6 protein-coding genes are annotated in these 19,855 nt (G+C 68.6%); 2 read left to right on the forward strand and 4 right to left on the reverse strand.

Going from position 1 to position 19,855, the window contains the following annotated elements; all coding sequences use genetic code 11:
- Positions 1 to 4: 4 nt before the first annotated feature.
- Entirely contained in the window at positions 5 to 886 is an 882-nt protein-coding gene (locus DIE22_RS19170) for a sterol desaturase family protein (protein ID WP_124605883.1), read from the reverse strand.
- A gap of 455 nt (positions 887 to 1,341) precedes the next feature.
- A complete protein-coding gene (locus DIE22_RS19175) occupies positions 1,342 to 3,111 on the reverse strand; it encodes a hybrid sensor histidine kinase/response regulator (RefSeq protein WP_124605884.1) in 1,770 nt (589 codons plus the stop codon).
- A 139-nt stretch (positions 3,112 to 3,250) separates the two neighbouring features.
- Here DIE22_RS19175 and DIE22_RS19180 point away from each other — a divergent pair, with 139 nt between their 5' ends.
- Positions 3,251 to 3,931: a response regulator transcription factor gene (locus DIE22_RS19180; RefSeq protein ID WP_124605885.1), complete on the forward strand. Its 681-nt coding sequence runs from the start codon at positions 3,251 to 3,253 to the stop codon at positions 3,929 to 3,931.
- Positions 3,932 to 4,005: 74 nt separating this feature from the next.
- Here the strand turns inward: DIE22_RS19180 and DIE22_RS19185 are convergent, their stop codons facing one another.
- Positions 4,006 to 6,090, reverse strand: a complete 2,085-nt coding sequence (locus tag DIE22_RS19185) for a hypothetical protein (protein WP_124496029.1) — start codon at positions 6,088 to 6,090, stop codon at positions 4,006 to 4,008.
- Between the two features lie 239 nt (positions 6,091 to 6,329).
- Between DIE22_RS19185 and DIE22_RS19190 the strand changes: the two genes are divergently transcribed.
- On the forward strand, positions 6,330 to 7,448 hold the full coding sequence (locus DIE22_RS19190; protein WP_124496031.1) for a helix-turn-helix transcriptional regulator: 1,119 nt from the start codon (positions 6,330 to 6,332) through the stop codon (positions 7,446 to 7,448).
- Positions 7,449 to 7,486: 38 nt separating this feature from the next.
- Here the strand turns inward: DIE22_RS19190 and DIE22_RS19195 are convergent, their stop codons facing one another.
- Positions 7,487 to 19,828 carry an LWXIA domain-containing protein gene (locus DIE22_RS19195; RefSeq protein ID WP_124605886.1) on the reverse strand — a complete coding sequence of 4,114 codons (12,342 nt, stop codon included), beginning with the start codon at positions 19,826 to 19,828 and terminating at the stop codon, positions 7,487 to 7,489.
- Positions 19,829 to 19,855: the final 27 nt, after the last annotated feature.

A 19,855-nucleotide genomic window follows, 5' to 3' on the forward strand; every position in this document is an offset into this window, starting at 1 on the left:
CCTCTCAGGAAACCTGCTGTGCGGCACGCCGCGCATCGCGCGTCGTCAGGGAACTGCCGTCGGGGCTCCAGCCCGGCGGCCGGATCAGGTATTGGATCGCGGTGTGCACGCTGTCCGCCTTCGCGAGATCGCGCGCGATGTTGCGCCACTCGTAGAACGCGATCCTGAACGGATTGTCGGTGCCGATACTCGACGTCAGCCCGTAGTGCGGCGTGAATCGCTCGGGCGTGTACGACCGGAACAGCCGGTCCCAGATCATCGTGGTGCCAGCGTAGTTGGTATCCAGATAGTCGAAATCGCTGCCGTGATGGACGCGATGCTGCGACGGCGTGTTCAGCAGCGCCTCGAACCAGCGCGGCATCTTGCCGATCGCTTCGGTGTGGATCCAGAACTGGTAGATCAGGCTCACGGACTGCATGAACAGGATCATCTTCGGATGGAACCCGACCCAAGGCATCCACGCCCAGAACAGGAACGATCCTGTGATCGTGCCCGTCCACGTCTGGCGCAGCGATACCGACAGGTTGTATCGCTCCGACGAATGGTGGACCGAATGCGACGCCCAGAACCAACGCACCTCGTGACTCAGGCGGTGGAACCAGTAGTAGCTGAAATCGTCCGCGAAGAAGCACAGCACCCACGCCCACCAGACGTTCGTCGGAATCGTGAAGATCCGGTGCGCGTACACCCAGCTCAGCACCGCCAGCACGAGTCCGCCGGTCAGCACGCTGGCGACGAACGCGCCGATCGCGAGCGCGAGATTCGCCAGCGTGTCGCGGGTCCGGTACAGCGACCGGCCGAGCACCGCCGCGAGACCGATTTCCACCGCGATCAGCACCGCGAAGGCCGGGAACGCGGCCACCATGATATTGGGCAGATTTTGCATAACCGTTGCGCTCCAGGCCGGCGGGCGACGAGGCCACGCCATGACCGTTCAGGAATTCGACCGCGAGAAGCCGGTCGGCTCATGCGCAAGGTGAGCGCGATTCAGGGTGCAGGCACGGCACCCTGTCGCGATGCTTTCAGAAAGGACGACGCCCGGAAAAGGATCGGCCGCATTGTGACCGATCGGTTTTTCCGCGATGTCAGGCCGTGCCGGCGCCGTGCCGATTCGATCGGACGTGCGGCCCGAACCGTGGGTTGGTCTCCCCGGCTGTCCAGGCTTTCTTCGATACCCCGCGCAACTGTTCTTTTACGATTGCCAGCAGGTGCGAAGGTACTGCACCCGTTTCGTTTGGGAAATACCGCATATGCAGTAGTGCAGTCGTCGCCGCACCGGCTGCCGTCGCGAACGCGTCGCATTCGCGTGTCGGCGCAAACGGGCACGATGCCATCACGCCATCACGCCGACGCATCGATCAAGGTCTGCATTTCCTGCGGGTCGAGCGGCTTGTGCATCACGCTGAAGCCGCTCGACGAAGCGGCATGGATGCCCTCGGGCGACGTATCGCCGGTGATGATGATGGCCGGTATCTCGCGTTCGATGACACGAAACACACCGTGGACGACATCGGCGCCGGTCACGTGCCCCGCCAACCTGAAGTCCGTCACGATCATGTCCAGTTCCGTGCGACGGGAGGCGGCAAGCTCGATCGCGCGCTCCAGCGATGGCGCGGCGATCACGGCATGCCCCCAGGTCTGGAGCAGCGTCTGCATGCCGGCCAGCACGTCGCGATCGTCGTCGACGACCAGGATGGTTCTGCGCGTCCGCCCGCGCCCGATGTCCGCGCCCTTGCCCGGCCGATTCGCATCGGCGTCGCGCGACCGCACCGGTTCGGCCATGGCCAGCCGCACCGAGAACAGCGAGCCGCGGCCCGCGACGGAGCGCACCTGGACACGCGCATGGATCAGCACCGCCGTGCGCTGCACGATGGCCAGCCCGAGCCCCAGCCCCTGCTCCCGGTCCCGCGCCGCATTGCCGATCTGGTAAAACTCCCGGAAGATGTTCGGCAGTTGATCGGCCTCGATGCCGATACCGGTGTCGAAGACCTGGATCTCGACGTCGTTGCCGCGCCGCCGGCAGGCCAGCAGGATGCCGCCGCCCGGCGTATAGCGCACGGCGTTCGACAATACGTTCGACAGGATCGTGTGCAGCAGCACGGCATCGGTTTCCAGCCAGATAGCGGTCGGCCGGATCCGGAGCGTCAATCCCTTGGCCTGCGCGGCCTGACGAAACTGGTTGTCCAGCGCATCGAGTTCCTGCTGCAGCGGAAAGCGGCGCGGCTCGACGTCGATCACGCCCGCGTCGAGCCGGGAAATGTCCAGCAGCACGTTCAGCAATTGCGACATGCCTTTCAACGCGGTCCGAAGCCGTTCGGCGATGTCGTCGAGCGCGGTTCCGTCGACGCTCGGCGCGCGTGCCATCGCGCGCAGCGTCGCGATGTAGAGACCCAGCGCATGCGTCGGCTGACGCAGGTCGTGGCTGGCGGCGGCCAGGAATTGCGATTTGCTGCGATTGGCGAGTTCGGCGCGCTCCTTCTCCTGCGTCAGTTGCCGGATCAGGTCGACGTTCTCGAAGCGCAGCGATACGGCATCGCGCACGGTACGCTGCAGCGTCCGGCTGAACGCGAGATTGACCGCGAGCAGGAAGAGCGACAGAAAGCCCAGCACCGAAAACAGCGCACTGCCGTACATGAACGACCGGATCGCGAACGGCAGCACCGTCGGCAATGCGTAAGCCACGTAGGTCGGCCACCACGACGAGAGCGACGCCACCGAGCCGCCGGTCATGCCGGCCAGCACGATGCAGATGAGCGCCGTCACGATCGTGTTGTCCGGCGAAAAGAACAGCACGCCCATGGCGCCCCACAGGCAGCCGGACATGCCCGCGAACAGCATGTATTTCCGGGCGCGGCGCGTGGCCGTCCCGGCAGGATGCTCGCCTGCGCGGCGATCCCGCCAGACCATGACCGTGCGGATGGCGGTCAGCACGCAGATCGCCGCGGCCCACGCGAGCAGCGCGTGCCGCGACACTTCGTTCCACAACAGAAAGGTGGTCAGGCTGACCACGGCGATGTTGCCGAACAGGATCGGCGGAGACTGTCGGTACAGCGTATTGACCAGCTCCAGCTGCACATGGGCACGATATTCTTGCGCTATCCTTGTTGCCATTTCAAAATCGCGTAGCGGATTCGACGTTGGACGGGTCGGGCGTCGATCTTGCCCGCCGCGTGACCCGTCGCAACGGGGTTGCATCGTATTGTCGCAAAGGAATGAGCTTCCGGGTGCCCCGGGAGAAGGCGAAAGAAAAATGAAAAAAATCGTGCTTGCCGAAGACCACGCCATTATTCGCGACGGGCTGAAGTTGTTGCTGAGGACGCGAGCGAACTGGATCGTCGTCGGGGAAACCGGTGACGGCCGAATGGTCGATCAGCTGGTGCGCGACACGCAGGCCGATTTGCTGCTGCTCGACCTCGATCTACCCGGCTTCCCCGGCATCGACCTCGCGAAACGAATCAAGGCGCAATCGCCGCAGACCCGAATCCTGGTGGTCACGGGCAGCCAGAATCCGGCCACGGTCCGGGCGGCCGTGGCGATCGGCGTCGACGGATACATGCTCAAACACGAAGATGGCGACGAGCTGCTGCGTGCGGTCTCGCTGGTGCTGTCGGGTATCCGCTATGTCAGCGACTCGCTCGCCCATGTCCTCGAGAACACCGGCGGTAGCGCCGTGCCACCGGTGACGGCGCGAGAGAAGGAAATCCTTGTGCTGATTGCCAATGGACACTCGAGCAAGGAGATCGCCATCAAGCTGAATCTCAGCGTGCTGACGGTACGCAAGCATCGACAGAACCTGATGTCGAAACTGTCGTTGCACAACGTCGCCGAAGTGATCGCGTATGCGCTGCGCGACGGCCTGACCGTGCTGCCGCTCTCCGACGATGTCGGCGCGGAGGAAGGTGTGATTCGCGCGCTCTCGCCCGCGCCGTGACAACAACGCGCCGGCGGAACAGCGAACCGTTCCGCCGGCCAATTGTTCGCCGGCCGTACCCGGCCAGCCGCCCGTTACCGGTCGTATTCGAGCGATTCGGTGAAGAGCGTGTCGACCGTATCCGTCCAGTTCAGGTTCATGAACGAGAAGTCGGTGCTCCCCGTCCAGCCGGCCACCGCCGGGAACGCCACGCCTTGATCGCCCGGCACGTCGAGCGTGACCGCGGCGCCCGGCTGCGCCGGCAACGCTCGCGCGGAGCCGTTGACGAACACCGGCGACGGCTGCCCTGCCGCGGTTGCGCGAATCTGCACGTTGCCGCGCTTGACGAACGGCAGCCCCGCTTTCGACGTCCAGCTCAACCGGAACGTCGTGCCGCCCGCAAACGTGCTTGCGGTACCCGGCGTCAGCGCGTCGCGTGTCGACTGCGCGACGTCGTGCCACGCGTACTGGCGCAACGCATCAGGCAACGGCGACGGCGTGCGCAGCCGGACCGTATAGTGTCTGGCCGGCGCCGCGGTGTTGCCGTTCTGGTAAACGTCGATCGTGTACGCGCTGAACGGCTTGATGTCGGCGAGCTCGGCGGCGCTCAACTGCGGCTTCGCCCAGGCGGTATTGTTGCGCGGCGCATCGCCCGGCCACGAAAACAGGCCCTGGTTGGCCGGATCCTGCGCGACGCCCGCCAGGCGGAAATTGTTGCGGCACTGCGCATTCTTCGCCAGCGCGGCAAGCTGGGCCGGCGTCTGCCCGCTCGCAATCTGTGCACGGATATTCAGCGTGTCGCAGGTGCCGCTCGACGGCTGCAGGAACACGCCATTGCGCAACCCCGGGCCGTTGACGATCGCGAAGTCCACCGCGGTGCCCGCCGCATCGACGGTTCCTACCTGCAAGTTGAGCGAATCGACGAACGCGTTCGTGCCCGTCGACGGATTGGCCGCATTCAGCCAGTCCCACTTCTGCGCGTTCGCGTTCACCTTGCTCAGCACCGCGCGTTGATTGCCGACCACGCGCCAGCCGGTATCGCCGCTCGCGAGGCTGCCCGCCCGGACGGCGAGCTGCACATGCTGCTGCATGCCGTCGCGAATACCGTCGGTGCGCGTCCATGCAAGCTTCACCCACATCGTATCGCTGGCGACGACGCGGATCACCTCCGGCACGCTGAAGCTTGCGTTGTTCATCGCATCGTCGGCGACGATGCCCGGCGTGCCGCCGCCGGCCGGCGCGCCGAACTCCTGATCGACCGACATGCCGTTGTTGAGATAGGCAGCGGGCACGCCGGTGTTCAACGCGCCCGCCGCGACGTCATCGACGAAGAGCAGCCCGCACGCCGACACCTTGCCACCCGTGCGCGAAGCACCGGTCGAGCCGGCAAAGCACTGGTTGAGGGCGCTCTGCAGTCCAGCCAGATCGCTGGCGCTCGGCAGGTTCGACACCGCCGCGCCGTTGATGGTCGCGACGGCCGGCAGGCTGGCCTTGTCGCTGGCCTGCGGCGCGACGCCCGGCGCGAGCTCGAGTTGCACGGGCGTATCGCTGGACGCCCCTGCCACCGAACTGATCTGGACACCGCCATTCGGCAACACGCTGATCTTCACCTGATCAAGCAGCCGGTCGAGCCCCGGCGCACCCGCGGTCAACGGACCGGAAATCAGGTCGACGCCCGTATTGCCGGTCGCGGCCAGCAGGTCGGCCAGCACGGCGGAATACGCCTGCACCGTGCCCGCAACGGCCTGCGCCGTGACCTTGCTCTGCAGCAACCCCGTGTCGCCCAGCAGCTTCGTCGGGTTGTCGCCGACGATCGTCGCGGCGATCGCGTTCGTGATCGGCGTGATGTTGATCGTCTGCGTGCCGCCGGTGGCGCTGAGCGCGATCAGGGTGGCTTGCGAATCGGCGACGTTGCCATACGCGGACAACGCGAAGGGCGCGGTCAAGCCGGTCACGGTGCAATGAAACGCACCGGTCGCGGCGTCGGCCGGACAGTCGACTGATTTGCCGGTCGCGTCGACCAGCTTCACGGTCGCGGCCTGCATCGCCGCGCCGGCCGCCGCGACACCGCTGACCGTCTGCGCGGCAGGTTCGGGCGGCGACGAGGACGAACTGCCTCCGCCTCCACAAGCCGACAGCACGAGCGCTGCAATACCGGACATGACAGGTTTGAGTTTCATTGCTTTTCCCCGAGAGTCTTCTGGTTGTCAGGTGCGCTACGCACCGCGCATGCACGCTGTTGTCGGGGATTCTCGCAAAGGCGTTTTCTTCGATCATCATTCAGGTGAATGAAAATCGCAAAACAATGCGACCCTGAATGCAATCGACCTGTGTTAGCCTGAAAAAAATTCGGCATTCAAAATAAATATCATCAGACAAAAACGCCATATACGAAGACCACGATTCGGCGGGGGTGTGCATGCTACGGGACCAACTTATCGGGGACCTCTATGAGGCCGCGATGCAGCCTGACGGTTTTCTCGAGACATTCCATCAGGTATCCGAAGCGCTTGGCGCAAACGTTTTTCACATGTTCAGCTGGGATACCGCACGCAACGCGCCGAAGTTCTCGATCTACTCGCCGCGCGCGGAGCTGGACGGCGTCGTCGCACTCTACGACCAGTACTATGGCGCGCTCGACCCGCGCCGCGGCTTTGTCGAGAGTGCCCCGCTCGGCGAATTCGTGTGCTGTCAGGATCACCTGACCGACCGCGACGTCGAGCGCAGCGAGTTCTTCCAGGACTACCAGATTCCGTCGGGCATTCGCTATCTGATGGGGGTGCGCCTCGCGCGTCCGGGCAGCGACGACATTCTGCTCGGGTTACTACGCGCCCACGGCCGACCGCCCTATTCGTCCGACGAACGCGCCACGCTGGCAGGCATGGCGGGACATCTGCAACGCTCGATCAACCTGTGGCAGGACGCGCGCATCCTGCATCGCGACGCCATGCTCGGTGCCGAACTGATGGAGGAACTGGGCTTGTCCGTCTTCGCGCTGGACCGGCATTCGCGCGTCGTATTCGTCAACGGTGCGGCCGAAGCGATGCTGCGCGCGACCGCCTGCCTCAAGCTCGAACACGGGCACCTGAGCGCCGCGGGCGCGCCGCAGAACGATGCGCTGAAGGCCGCGCTGTCCCGCGTCGCGAAGACCCGAAAGAGCGAGAGCCTCGCGCTGTCCGGCACCCTGAGCGACGCGCACGAAATCTTTCTCGGCATCGCGCCACTGTCGGGGCAAGCGCTGCAGGCGACCTTCGGCGACGCGACGATGCTGGTCACGGTCAGGCAACGCAGCACCGCCCCGCTCGTCGTCGCGCAACAGTTGCGACAGGCGTTCGGCTTGTCGAGCGCCGAAGCAGCCGTCGCGGAAGCGCTGCTCTGCGGCAAGACGCCGGACGAATGCGCGGCGAATACCGGCGTAGCGCTCACGACCATTCGCACCCAGTTGCGCGCGATCTACGAGAAGACACATTCGCGGAATCAGGCCGAGGCCGTTGGACGCATGCTCTGGGTGCTCCCGCAGCGCAAGCGCGAAGGCTGACCCGCCGATGTTGCGGGCTAGCCTTCGCCGCACCGCGCTCACCCGACAATGACCTGCTGCCCGGGATCGATCTCGCCCGGATGGCTCGCCAGGTTCCGGTTGAGCTGCAGGATCTCGTTGAACGCGGCGTTGATCCGCTGCCCCTCCGACATCCGCTGCTGTTCGTCAGCCGGCACCTGGGCCGCGGCAAGCAGCGATCCTTCGTGACTTTCGGCGATCGTCCACAACGAATCGCCGGCGACCACGTTCACCGTCAGCGGCGTCGGCGTTGGCGTCGGGCTGGGCGAGCTCGTCTGGGTCGGCGCCGGTTGCGATGGCGCGCTCGACGGCTGCGTGCCTGCCGTCGCCGACGGTGTCGCGGACGCACTCGGCTGGGCCGGCGCCGTCGTCGTGCCGGGCGACGGCGCGAACGATGCGCCCGGCGCCGGTGTCCCGGGATTCGAACCCGACGGTGTCGGCGGCGAACCCGGCGGCTTGTGCTGATCGTCCGGCGCGGTCGCCGACGTGTACAGGTTGATCCCCTGCATGATCCCGAAGATCGCCACCGGCGCCAGCGCGATGCCGGTCGGCAAGCGCTCCATCCACGGCGTCGCATTCGGGAAATGCGAATGCAGCCGCCCGGCGCCGAGCAGCGCACCGGACATCGCGGTCAGCGAGCCGGTCACCGGATCCTGCGTCAGCGCGGTATGAACGCCGGTTGCGATGCCGACCGCCGATGTCAGGTAGTCGCCGGTCGCGCTGGCGATCCGCGCGAGTTGACTGCGGTTCTCGGCATTCACGCCGCGCAGGCTGCCCCTGTAAACGATACCGGTGTAGGCGGCGCTGAACACGCCGCCGATCGCCTGTCCGCCGGCCAGCCAGTCGCCGTGCGTGAACGCCCTGAACGCATTCATCGTGATCGACCCGCCGTACCCACCGAGCGCCAGCACGCGGCCGACCCGGCCGATCGAATGCCGCGGGCTGCCGTGGTGCAGCAGCTTCAGCGACGTCCCGCCGACCACGCCCTGCATCTGCGCGAGCATGTCGGCGGCGATCGCCTTCGTATGCGTGACGGTGTCGTCGAACGACAGCATCCCGTCGTCGTTCAGCGCACGAAGCTGCGCGGCCATCGCCTTGCCTTCGTGCGCGATCTGCTCAAGCTGCGTGCCGCGTGCGGCCACGTCGAAGCCGTTCGCCTTCAGTTGCGCCTGCAGCCCGCGCACGAGCCGGTCGACGACGCGGTCGAACACGCGCGGATCGCCGTTCTTCAAGCTCGCGACCGCGCCGTGATGCAGCGCCTGGAACACGCGTCCGACCCGCAGGCCCGCATACAGCGAGTTCGTCGCGGTGCGCACCGACTCCCGGCCGACCGCGACGAGCACGCCCGCCCCCGCGCCGCCGGTCACGGTGGCCGCGGCGATGTCGCCGGCAATCCGCCTGGGCGACGGCGGCGGCGTGTTCTCGCCGATCGGCGCGTCGTGCACCCGCAGCGCATGCAGTTCCGCCTGCGCGCGCTTCGCGTCGGGAATGTCGACCTTCGCGAGCTGGGCGGCTTCCCGGCGGCTCGCACCGATCGGCTTGGTGCCGTCGTTGATCAGCGCCGGGTCGCGCACGACCGCGCGCCAGTGCTCGACCGGGTCGGCGGTGGACGGCCGCTTGCCGGTGGTCACCCGGTCGGGCACGCTGCCGCCGTAGTCGGCCAGCCAGCGTCCGCCGAACGTGCGTGCGCCCTTGTCCGTCGTGGTACGCGGCTGGTTGCCGTCGTCGTCCCACAGCTTCGTCGCATGCTCGATCGTCGCCTTGCGCGCCTGGTTCAGCCAGACGGTCGTGTTGCCTTCGTAGAGCTTCTGGCGCAGCGCGGCCAACTCGGCGGGCGCCATCCCGTCCGCGGCACCGAGCCGCTCGACTTCCGCGAACAGCAGTTGATGCTGGTTCGCGAGCGTCTGCCGGTCGACGCGCTCGAACACGCGCGTCAGCGCATCGGCGCCGTGCAGGCGGTTGATGACCTCGGGCCGGTTGCGGTTCTCGACGATCAGCTTCGCGAGCGCGCCGGTGAGATCCTGGTTGCCGATGAAGTCCGCGCCGTGCGTGCCGTACGACAGCCCCATGTGCACCCATTCGAGCCCCTTGTGCTCGAGCACCGCGCGCAGCAGCTTCTCGTGCCCGCCGCCCGGCACCGATTCCGGCACCGCGTCCCAGCCGTGGAACGTGATCATCACGTTCGGCGCCGTCGTGTCGGGATGCGCGTTCGACCAGCTTTCGAGCGCGCTCATGACCCGTACGTAGTCGTGATACGTGTCGTTGGTGCCCGACTGGAACCGGTAGTCGGTGCCGGACACGAGCGCGCGCGACGGTGCGGTCTCGAGCCGGATCGCGAAACCGGTCCGGGCGGCCTCGTCGAGCCAGCGATGCAGATGGGCGAGATCGTCGAGCGGGAGCGCGGTCCCGTCCGAATCCGGCGCGGGATGGATCATCCCGTTCTCGCCGTCGAACACGGCGCGCTTCTGGTCGCCGAGCGCACGCACCGCGCTCAGGAAGTCCGGATCGTGCGCCTTGCCGAGCACCGCGGCGAGCGAATGCGGATCGATCACGAGCGTGGCGACCGGCATCACGCCGCCGTACCGCTCGACGAGCGCACCCATCAATGCCGGATCGTCGCTCAGCGAGAACGAGCGCGCCATCGGCACCATGCGATCCTGCAACGCCGCGTCCGAGCGCGTGAAGATCTGCCGGATCCGCTTGTCGGCGACGGTCGCCGCGCCCAGGTTGCGCGTCCGCGCGCGCAGCTTGCCCGGCACCGGCAGGAACCGCGACGCCGACGTCGACACGTCGCGCGCGACGTACAGCTTGTTGAGCAGCGTGCGCCACATGCCCACGTCGACCATGACAGCCTGCGGCTCGCCCTTCAGCACGAGGTTCACGTGGCCCGGCCGCTGCGCCTGCTTGTTGTACGCCTCGATCTGCTCGTGCGTCGGTAAGTACTGCTCGGGCTTCGCCGCGCCGTTGCGCAGGCTGAACGCGACGGAGGTCGCCGACGACAGCCCCGGCTGGTACGGTTCGATCGACAACGGCTCGGGCGCGGCACCCTTGCGCCTCAAGCGCCGCAAGTCCACGAGCACCTCGTTGTAGCCGTGCCGCGTGCGGGCCGCGAGCGCGCGGAACGGCGCCGAGTTCAGGCCGCGCGCTTCCGCATCCTTCCATTGATCGTGCAGCGCCTTCGCGCGCGCTTCGAGCGCGGCGACGCGCGTCGGCCGCGCGCTGCTCAGGAAATCGCCCGGCGACAGCTGCGTGAGCAGGAAATGCACGTCCGTCCCGAAACGATCGTTGCCGATCGGCATTTCATCAAGCGGCAGGCCCGGATGATTCTGGTTGCCGGCCTGCGGGAGCTTGTCGAACCAGCGCATCTCGCCGTTGCGCGCGGCGATCACGCCGAGCGGGTCGCCGAGCGCCTCGGCCACGGCGCCGTCGGTCCTGAACACGTAGATCACATGGCGGCCGCCGTCCAGCGCGCCGTTCCGGATCGCGGTCAGCAGGTGCGGCACGCTGTTGCCGCTGAAGTCGACGGCGTTGAGCGCGGACTGCTCCGACGGCAGCAGATGCGGGTCGACCGGCGGCAGCGGCGCCGCGTTCGCATCGTCGCCCTGCTCCGCGCGCGCCAGCGGCCGGCGCACCGGCACGATCGACTGGAACAGGTCGCCGGCCGAGCGGAATGGTTTCTTCTCGACGGCCGGGGCCTCCTTCGCCGGCCGGAACCCGCCGATGCGATCGACGGTCGCGGGCGCCACGTCGCTGACGATGAAGCGAATCCCGCGGCGCGGCGACCGGCCGACCGGAATGCCGCCGCGGCGGCGTCGCCGGAACACCGTGCGCAGATCCTGCTCGGGAATCTCGGTATCGCCGAGCGGCGCCTTCTCGACGTACTTCCACTCGTGGTTCGTGTTGCGCTGCGCGTAGCCGAGCACCTTGCCCGTCTCGTCCTCGACCACGTGAATCCAGCGCTGCTCGCCGGAGACCGCACGCACGGCCTGGCGCGGCCGCTTGAAGACCGGCGCGTCCTGCAGCTTCGACACGTCGGCCGCGAGCGTCTTCTCGATCGCCTGACCCGTGGGCGTCACGGACCACGACGTCTTGCCGTCCGGCGTCTCGATCTTCGACGGGCCGCCGAACGCCACCAGTTCGTCGTGCGCGACCGGCGACACATGGAAATCGAACTTGCCGCGGGCGCGTCGGCCGCTGTTGTCGGCCCGCTCCAGCGCCTTGCTCAGTGCATGCGGCACGCGCTTGCCGTCCAGCATCCGCACCGGGCCGAGCACACCGTTCGCGTCGGTCTCGAGCACCGCGATGAACGCCGGTGCCGCGTGAGCGCCGGTGCCGGCGGGCGGTTCCGCATGCGCGGCGACCAGCACATGCGCGTTGGGGCCAAGCTGGCGAGCGAGCCCGTCCAGCGTCGGCACATGCCGGCCGTCGACCCGCGTGAGCGTGCGCCGTCCGAGGGTGTCGAGCCAGGACGCGGCGCGCGTCTGCTGTTCCGCCTCGACCACGGCGGCACTGCGCGGCGCGGCGGGCGCGCCCGCATGGCCGGAAACGGCGGCGGGCGGCGTCGCACCGGACGGGTCGCCGGCCGTGCTCGCGAGGCGGCCGGCCGGCCCCGCCGGCCCGAGCATCGGCCAGGTCGGGCTGCCGTCGACCGCGCCGACAGCGCGCGTACCGCCGGCATGCACGGCCGCATAGCCCTCCGGCAAGCCTGAACGATCGATGCCGGCGAGCCGGTACGACACGTCGCCGGTCGCCGCATCGCGGGTTCGCACGACATACATGTCGACGCCGGCCGGCTTGAACAGCGTGCCGCCGTCGGGCGTGGCGATGCGCAGCGCGCTCGCCGGATCGTGGCCGAGCGCCGACAGCAGCACGACGTCGGTCGCTGCCGCGGCGTCGACGGCGGCCAGGTTCGCGGTGGCGCTGGCCGCGACGCGATCCGCCGGCGTGAGGTCGCCCTGCGCGAACGCGCTGTCGGCCGGCAACGTCTCGGCCGGCACGTACGCGTGATTGCGCGGCCCGGTATGCGCGGTATCGAGTGCCTGCGCAAGCTCGTCGTGCGAGACCGTCCGCACGCCTTCCGGCAAGGCGAGCCGGGCATCGACACCCGCGTGGCCGGGCGCGTGCGTTGCGGCCGCCGCCGTCGCGTCCGGCACCGTGCCGCTGAACCGGAACCAGCCTTCCTCCGGGTCGAGCGCGCCGAAATCGGTGCCGCTGCCGAGCACGACGCTGCCGTCCCGCGTCACGAATTCGACGCGCAGGTTCGTCAGGCCCGCCGCGTCGAACGCCTGCATCACGTCGTCGATCACGCGGGTCGGTTCGGGGCCGTCCAGGAAATAGCTCGGCCAGTGCTGGCTCACGGTGCCGCCGGCTTGCGTCACGCGCGCGGCGTCGCCGATCACGCCCGGCCGGTCGGCCAGCGCGGTGCGGAACGGATGGTCGAGCGTGACCGATTCGAACGTGCCGTCCGGGATCGCGCCGAAATCGTAGCCGGGATCGGCAAAGGTCGGATCGGCCACACGCGGCACCGTGGGACGCGGCGGCGGATCGGCGATCGGCCGCGACGCGGTGCGGGTGGTCGTCGGTGCCGGTTCCGCGTCCGGCCCTGCGGGGAGCGCCGGGCGGCCGGCGCGCGCCGGGTCGCCGCGGAAACTTTGCATCGGCAGACGATCCTGGTCGACCTGGCCCGTCAGCCGCGTTCCGCGTACGGTGGTCGAACCGTCGGGTTCCACGAGCAGGATATCCGGCGGCGCCCAGACCGAGGTCGGCCGTCCGGTGATCTCCGACAGACGCTGGGCCAGCGCTGCCGCGAACGTCGTGCTCGCGGCCCGCACCTGGCCCGGCGCAACGCGCAACGGGTCATGCTTGTTCGACCCGCCGAAACAGGAATACAGCGTCACGTCCTGCCCCGGTTCGAGATGCGGCGCGACACGCTCGGCCACGTCGTCCGGCGTGAGCGGCCGGCCTTCGGGGCCCAGCATCGCGTCGGCCGACATCCCGTGACCGAACACCACGTGATGACCGGGCGGCGACATCAGCCCGCGCGCGCCGATCGCATGCAGCGGGTCGGTGCCAGGCATCAGCAGCGTGTCGGCCGGACGCAGGAATTCGGGATGCTGCGTCGCGTCGACGCCGGTCACGTCGTCGAAACCGGGCTGCAGCACGGACTGGCCATGAATCGTCGTCGTGACGACGCCTCCGTTGGCGATCTTGCGGTCCGTATAGACCCGGCTGGTCTTCGGATAGATTTTCTGCGTTTTCCCCGACAGGCCGTCGTCGGCTTCCGCCTCGGCGGCCTGCTCGGCGCGCGCGGCCCATTCGTCCGCCGTGAAGATCCGCCCCGGCTCGACCTCGACGAGCGGGGCCGGCTCGTAGACGGGCGGCTCGCCCGCGTCCGGCTCGGGGGCGAGCCGCGGATGCGCGGGCACGCCGGACGTCACGCCCTGCCGGCCGGCCTCGCCCGGCGCACCGCCATCGCCGCGCCGGCCGCTGTCCGCGTCCGGATCGATCTGCGTGTCGATCGGCCGCACCGGCTCGACCGGCGCATCGCCATGCGCGGCCGTGCGCGCCACGGGCTCGCCCCGCTGCGCGAACACCATCGGCGGGTCGCTGGCATCGGGCGCCTCGGGCAGGTGCAGATAGAGCCGCGTCGCGACGTCTGGATCGTGTGCCGGCAGGACGATGTCGTCGTCGATCGGATACAGTTCCAGCGCACCCGTGCCGCGCACCGAGTTGGACGTGATCGACGCGATCACGGGTACCTGCAGTTCGTACGCAAGCTCCTGTGCGAACGAATAGCCGCCTGCGCCGAGATAGCATCCGGTCAGCAGCACGCCGTTGCCTTCCGTATAGGCCGGATCGTCGAGCAGCTTGCGCGCGAATTGCCGCGGCGAAATCGTGCCGCCTTCGGTGATTGCGGCCGCGCTATCCAGGCTCACGTCGCGCGGCTTGGTGCCGTGCGATTCGGCGATGTCGAAGCCGGACACCTTCAGGAACTGCCGCGCGGTCGCGTGGCCGAGCAGGTTCACGACGTTCGAACCCGGCACGGGCCGCAGCTCCAGCGGATTGATCCGGACCGGTTGCGCGCCGCCCGGCGAGAACTTGCCGTTCACGTCGGGCTCGATCTCGAAGCGCGCGAGACGGCGGCCCGGATTGGGGAGCGCACGCCGCCATCCTGCCGCGTCGTCGTCGCCCAGCCGGCCGAATACCGGCGCCTGGATCAGGTCCGCGAACGCCTGCAGCAACTCGGGATTGGTGCCGCTGTGCGGCCCCTCCAGCGCGATCGGCGTGCCCGGCGTATAGCCCTTCCACGCCAGCTCTTCCAGCGCGTGCGTCATCTCGAGCGCGCTGGCCGAACGGCCGCTGCGCGGATTGATGATCGACCCGCGTTTCGTCAACAGGCGCCACACGTACACGCCGATCGGCACGCGCGCGTCGCCCGTCGTCGCGCTGCCGCCCCAGTGATTCGACACCGGGCGCGGCGCGACGCCGCTCCAGTTGACCGGATGCGCTCCCTGGTCGATGACCGCCAGCGCCGGCGAGAACCGGTAGGTGCGCGGTTCGCCGCGGACCGAATGGTCGGGCACGCCGGCCTGGTCGGGCGCGCCGGGCTCGATCAGGATGCCGCTCGTATAACCGGAATCGGGACTGCCGTCGGCGCGATAGCGCGGCGAACGCCATGCGACGAAGCCGCTTGCGCCGTACACGTCGACGCCCAGCACGTTCGCGAGCAATTGCGCGAGCGGACTCACGCGCGTGCCGGCGCCGCACGCGTAGAGGATCACCGGCGATTTGCCGTCCCAGCCGCTCTGGCGCACCATCTCGGCCAGGTCTTCCGCGCTCATCGCCTTGCCGGTCGCGCTCGCGAATGCATCGGCCCACGCATGCGCGTACACGGCGAAGTAACCGGGCGGCACCGGCATCAACGGCCGCTCGCCCGGCGGCAGCCGGTTCTCGGGCTGGTCCGGGTGGTTCGAATAGATCGCGAGGTCGGCCTCGCGGCGCGGATAGGCGGCCCACTGCGTTTCGCTCATGCCGAACGACGCGTTGATCACGTCGACGCGCCGGCCGTCCTCGCCGCGGATCAGCGGCTTCTGCGGATCGAAGCCGCGCGGGTACAGCACGCGCACCGTGCGGTCGTACGCATCGTTCATCGACAGCATGAACGCATCGCCGGCGTCGGTCAGCCCGACATGGCCGACGACCGCTTCGGGCGGCACCGTGCCGTCCGCGGCGAGCGCCCCGTGATCGACCAGCGCGATCCGGTAGCGGCCCGCCGCGACGCCGTCGGCGCCGACCATCAGCGCGTCGTGGTACGTCGAGTAGCGCGTCACGCCGATCGTGCCGCCCTCATCCGGCGCAGCGGCCGCGCGCGCCGGCGCATCGTCGAGCGCATTCGCGCGCCGCCCGTCCGCCTTCGCCGCGTTCATGTCGTCGAGCAGATCGCCCTTTTTGGTCGCGGGCAGCCCGTCTTCCTCGGGGTTGCGCACGTTGCCTTCGGCATCCTCCAGCGCATACACGTAGTATTCAACGTCCTCGAGCCGATTGCCGCTCTCGATGATCCGCCCGACCACCTCGCTCAGCATCGCCCGATCGGCCGCGATATGCGCGGGAATCGCCCACGACGCGGGGTGCGCGCCATTTGCCGGCCCACCGGCCTTGGCAGGCGACGACGCATCCTCGCCTGCCGATGCGGCGGCGACGGCCGGCGTCGCTTCGCCGTCGATCGGTTCACCGTCGGGCGCGAGCCGCAATGTCACCGCGTCGTCGTCCGGCGTGCCCTGCGTGCGGCGCCCGCGCAGCCACGCGGAGACGCGCGCTCGCAGCCCCTCGTCGGCCGGCGCGACCGCGCCGCCGTCGTCGGCCGGTTCGCCGAAACTGTTCGCCTGCTCCTCCGCGTGCCGCCACGGGTTGCCGATCTCGCCGACCGCGAGACGCTGGTTCGCCAGCCCGTTGCCGAACATCGTGTCGACGACGTCGATCGCGACCGGCCTCGGCATCGCCGGCGGCGCGGGCGTCCTGGTGATCGCGCGGATCGGCCGCTCCATCAGCGTGCGCGAGCCGAGCCCAATCTGCGCGATGCCGATGCCGAGGTTCAGCAACTGCTGCGCGCGGTCGGAATCGGTCATCGCATCCCAGTTACGGATCAGCGACACGCCCTGGTCGGCCATCTGATAGCCGCCGATCACGCCGCCGCTGACATTGAGCACGCCGGCCGTGCGGCCCGTCGTCTGCGCGAGCGACTGGAACGCGTCGGCTTCCTGCGTGAAGCGGCCGAGACCGGCCACGTCGGCCGCGGCGCCGTCGCCGCGCGATGCCACCGTGAGCAGGTCCGAGACCTGCCCCGTCGTCCGCAGCAGCGACGATGCCTCGGCGAGCGACTTCGCCGCCACGCCGAGCCCGCCGCCGGCGATGCCCGCGCCGCTGCCGATCAGGCTGATCCAGTCGCCGCGCGCCTGTGCGTTGCCGAAACCGATCGACTGGCCGTGATCGCTGAGGTTCTTCAGATCGCCGATCGCGGCCGGCACGCCGACGGCCATGCCCGCGCCGACCGCCGTCCACGCGGCGCCGAGCAGCACGCCGCCGACCGGCGCCCCGATGCCGCTCGCGACCAGCACGACGCCGCCGGCCGCGGCGAGAATGCCGGTGCCGATCTCGAGGTAGTGTTCGACGTGCTGGTACCACTCCGTCTTGTGCGCGTCGATCGGCTCGTATTGCGAGAAATCGCCGGACGCCCCACCGCTCGTCAGGCTCTTCGGCACGTACAGCTTGCCGTCGTCGGACAGCGCGTTGTTGTGCTGGTAGTTGTCGAGGCTGTCGTACTGCCAGCCACGATCGTCGATCAGTTTGTACTGGTCCGGATGGCCCTCGACCTGCACCTTGAACAGCGCGCTCGGCGCGGTACCCGTTCCCTTCGACACGTAGTAGATCGGCACCAGCGACACGACCGCGTGGTCGCCGCCGACCTTGCGAATCTGGTCGACGACGGCCTGGATCATCTGCGACGCGGCAGAATTCTTCGCGTACAGCGACTGGCTGTTGACCGCCGTGCCGCCCTGCAACTGCCCGTTGCTGACGATCAACTGCTCGAGCAGCGCCATCGACGGCACGTCGTTCCGGTCGGTCGGCACGGCGCCGGGATCGTCCGGCTGGATCCCGAGCCCCGCGCCGACGAAATTCCTGAGCTGATCGGAGCCGGTCGTGAACGTGTAGGACTTGTCGCCGAGGTTCTTCTGGAAGTCGTTGAAATACGCGCTCAGCTGCTTGCCGGGATCGGCCTGGAACAGCTTGTAGCTGACGCTGGCGGCGTCCTTGTTCTGCTTGTCCTGCGCATTCTTCGTGCCCTGGTCGTAACGCAGCTGGAAGTCGTTCGCGAAGCCCGAGCGGAACCGGTCGTCGTTCTGCATCTTCGACAGCAGCGCCTTCGACAACGCCGGATCGACGCCCGACGACAGCGCCTGGCGCACGCCGTCGAACCCATAGCCGGCGTCGCTGCCGCGCAGCGTGTAGATGAGCGTCTTCGCGTTGCCCTTGTCGTCGAGCAGCCAGTTCGCGACGTCGTCCTCGCGTTGCACGGGCACGCCGCTCGCGGTCGGCTGCTGGTCGGCGAGCCCGACCGCCGTGCTGAGGCCCTTGTAGAACTCGATGCCGTCGCCGTAGGGCTGCGGCGTGCCCGTGTTCGACTGCGTCCACTTGTTGCTGAAATCCTTCTCGACGGTATCGAGCACGACGCCGGCGAATTCGGGCGGTGCATTGGCGAGGATGTCCTGCATCCACTTGCCGGCCTTGTCGGCATTCATCCGGCCGTCGTAACGCGCCTGCATGCTGGCCTGATCCGTCGCCTGCGAATCGGGCTTCCGCATCAGCGGATCGATCTGCGCATGGATGAACTTCGCGTCGAAATGCGGCTGGCCGGCCTGCGTCCACAGCGCCTGGCGCTCGTCCAGCGAGAACGACGCGTTCATGTTGGTTTTCAGCACCTGGAGCGCCGCCCCCGGATTGCTGCCCGGATCCTGCATCAGCTGCGCGACCTGCTGCTTCGTGTACTGCAGCCGCACGTCGGGCGCCGCCGCGAGCAGCGTCTGGATCTTCTGATAACCGGGATTGTTCTTGTCCGCCTGTGCCTTCGCCATCGCATACGCGAACACGCCGCCGGCCTGGTCGATCTGCGCGTTCAGCGCCTTCGCGTCCGCGTCGCTCAGGCCGTTCGTGCTCACCGGGATGCCCGTCATCTTGACGAACGCTTCCGCGAGCGGATTCTGCTGCGCGAGCGCCTTCTCCTGCGTCGACAGCTTCGGGTCGTTCGGATCGACGCTCACACCGGTGTCCTGCAGCAGCGCGAACGTGACCGGATCGGACTGCGCGAGCTGCTTCATCTGCGGCGACAGCGACGGATCGTCGGGATTGATCGTCGCGATCGTGCGCTTGAGCTGGCTTTCCTCGCCCAGCGCGTCGACGAGGCCGGTGTACCACATGCCGTCGTGATTCTGCTTCACCGACGCGACGACCTGCTTCTGCTCGTCGGCCGTCACGTAGGTCAGCGCGGTGTCGTCGCCGCCCGTCACGACCTTGTCGTACTGGCTCTGCGCCTGCGACAGCTCCCGCGTGATGTCGGCCTCGTCGGCACGGCGCAGTCCGCCCGGCTCCTTCTGCCACGCCGCGTAATCGGCCTTCGCGTCGTTCAGGCGCAGCGTCGCGGCCGACGTGCTGTATTCGTGGCGCAACGCGGTGGTGAGCGCCGTGTACGCGTTGTTGGCATTCGTGTCCGCCGTGCCGGCCGCCTGGCGCAGTTGCGCGCCGACTTCGGGATCGGCCCGCCGGATGCCGCCCGGCAACGCGTTGTACTGTTGCACGTCGGCGTTCGCGGCCTGGTCCTTCTGCATCGCCATCGCGAACTGGAACGCCTTTACGTTGGTCGCCCGCTCGGGCGCCGATTCGGCCGACACCGCCTTTTGCGCATCGTCGAGGACCGAGCCGAGCACCGGATCGTTCGGCGACGCATTGCGCAGGTCCGAGGCCACGCCCGCGATCGCCTTGTTCGTGTCGCCGCCGCCGTCGGCCGCGACGCGCATCTGGTTCTCGACGGCCGCCTGCACCGCGCCCCATGCGGCTTCGGCCTTCTTCACCTGGTTGTCGAGATCGGCCTGCGACGCGCCCTGGTCGTGCAGGCGCTTGAGCGTCGCCATCTCGGCCTGGGCAAGCTTGAGCAGGCGCTGCGTCTCGGCCTGCGCGGCCGCGAGGGCCTGCTGTTCCGGCGTCTGCGCCGGCGGGGCGCTGCCGGCCCCGTTCCCGGGCGCCGGATCGTTGTCATCCTGCGGCTGCGGCACGTTTACCGGTCCGCCCCCGCCCACAGCCATCAACACCATGTCCGTTCTCCCGCGGCATGCGTGGCG

The sequence above is a fragment of the Burkholderia sp. Bp9142 genome, from assembly GCF_003853415.1.
In the GTDB taxonomy this organism is placed as follows: Bacteria; Pseudomonadota; Gammaproteobacteria; order Burkholderiales; family Burkholderiaceae; genus Burkholderia.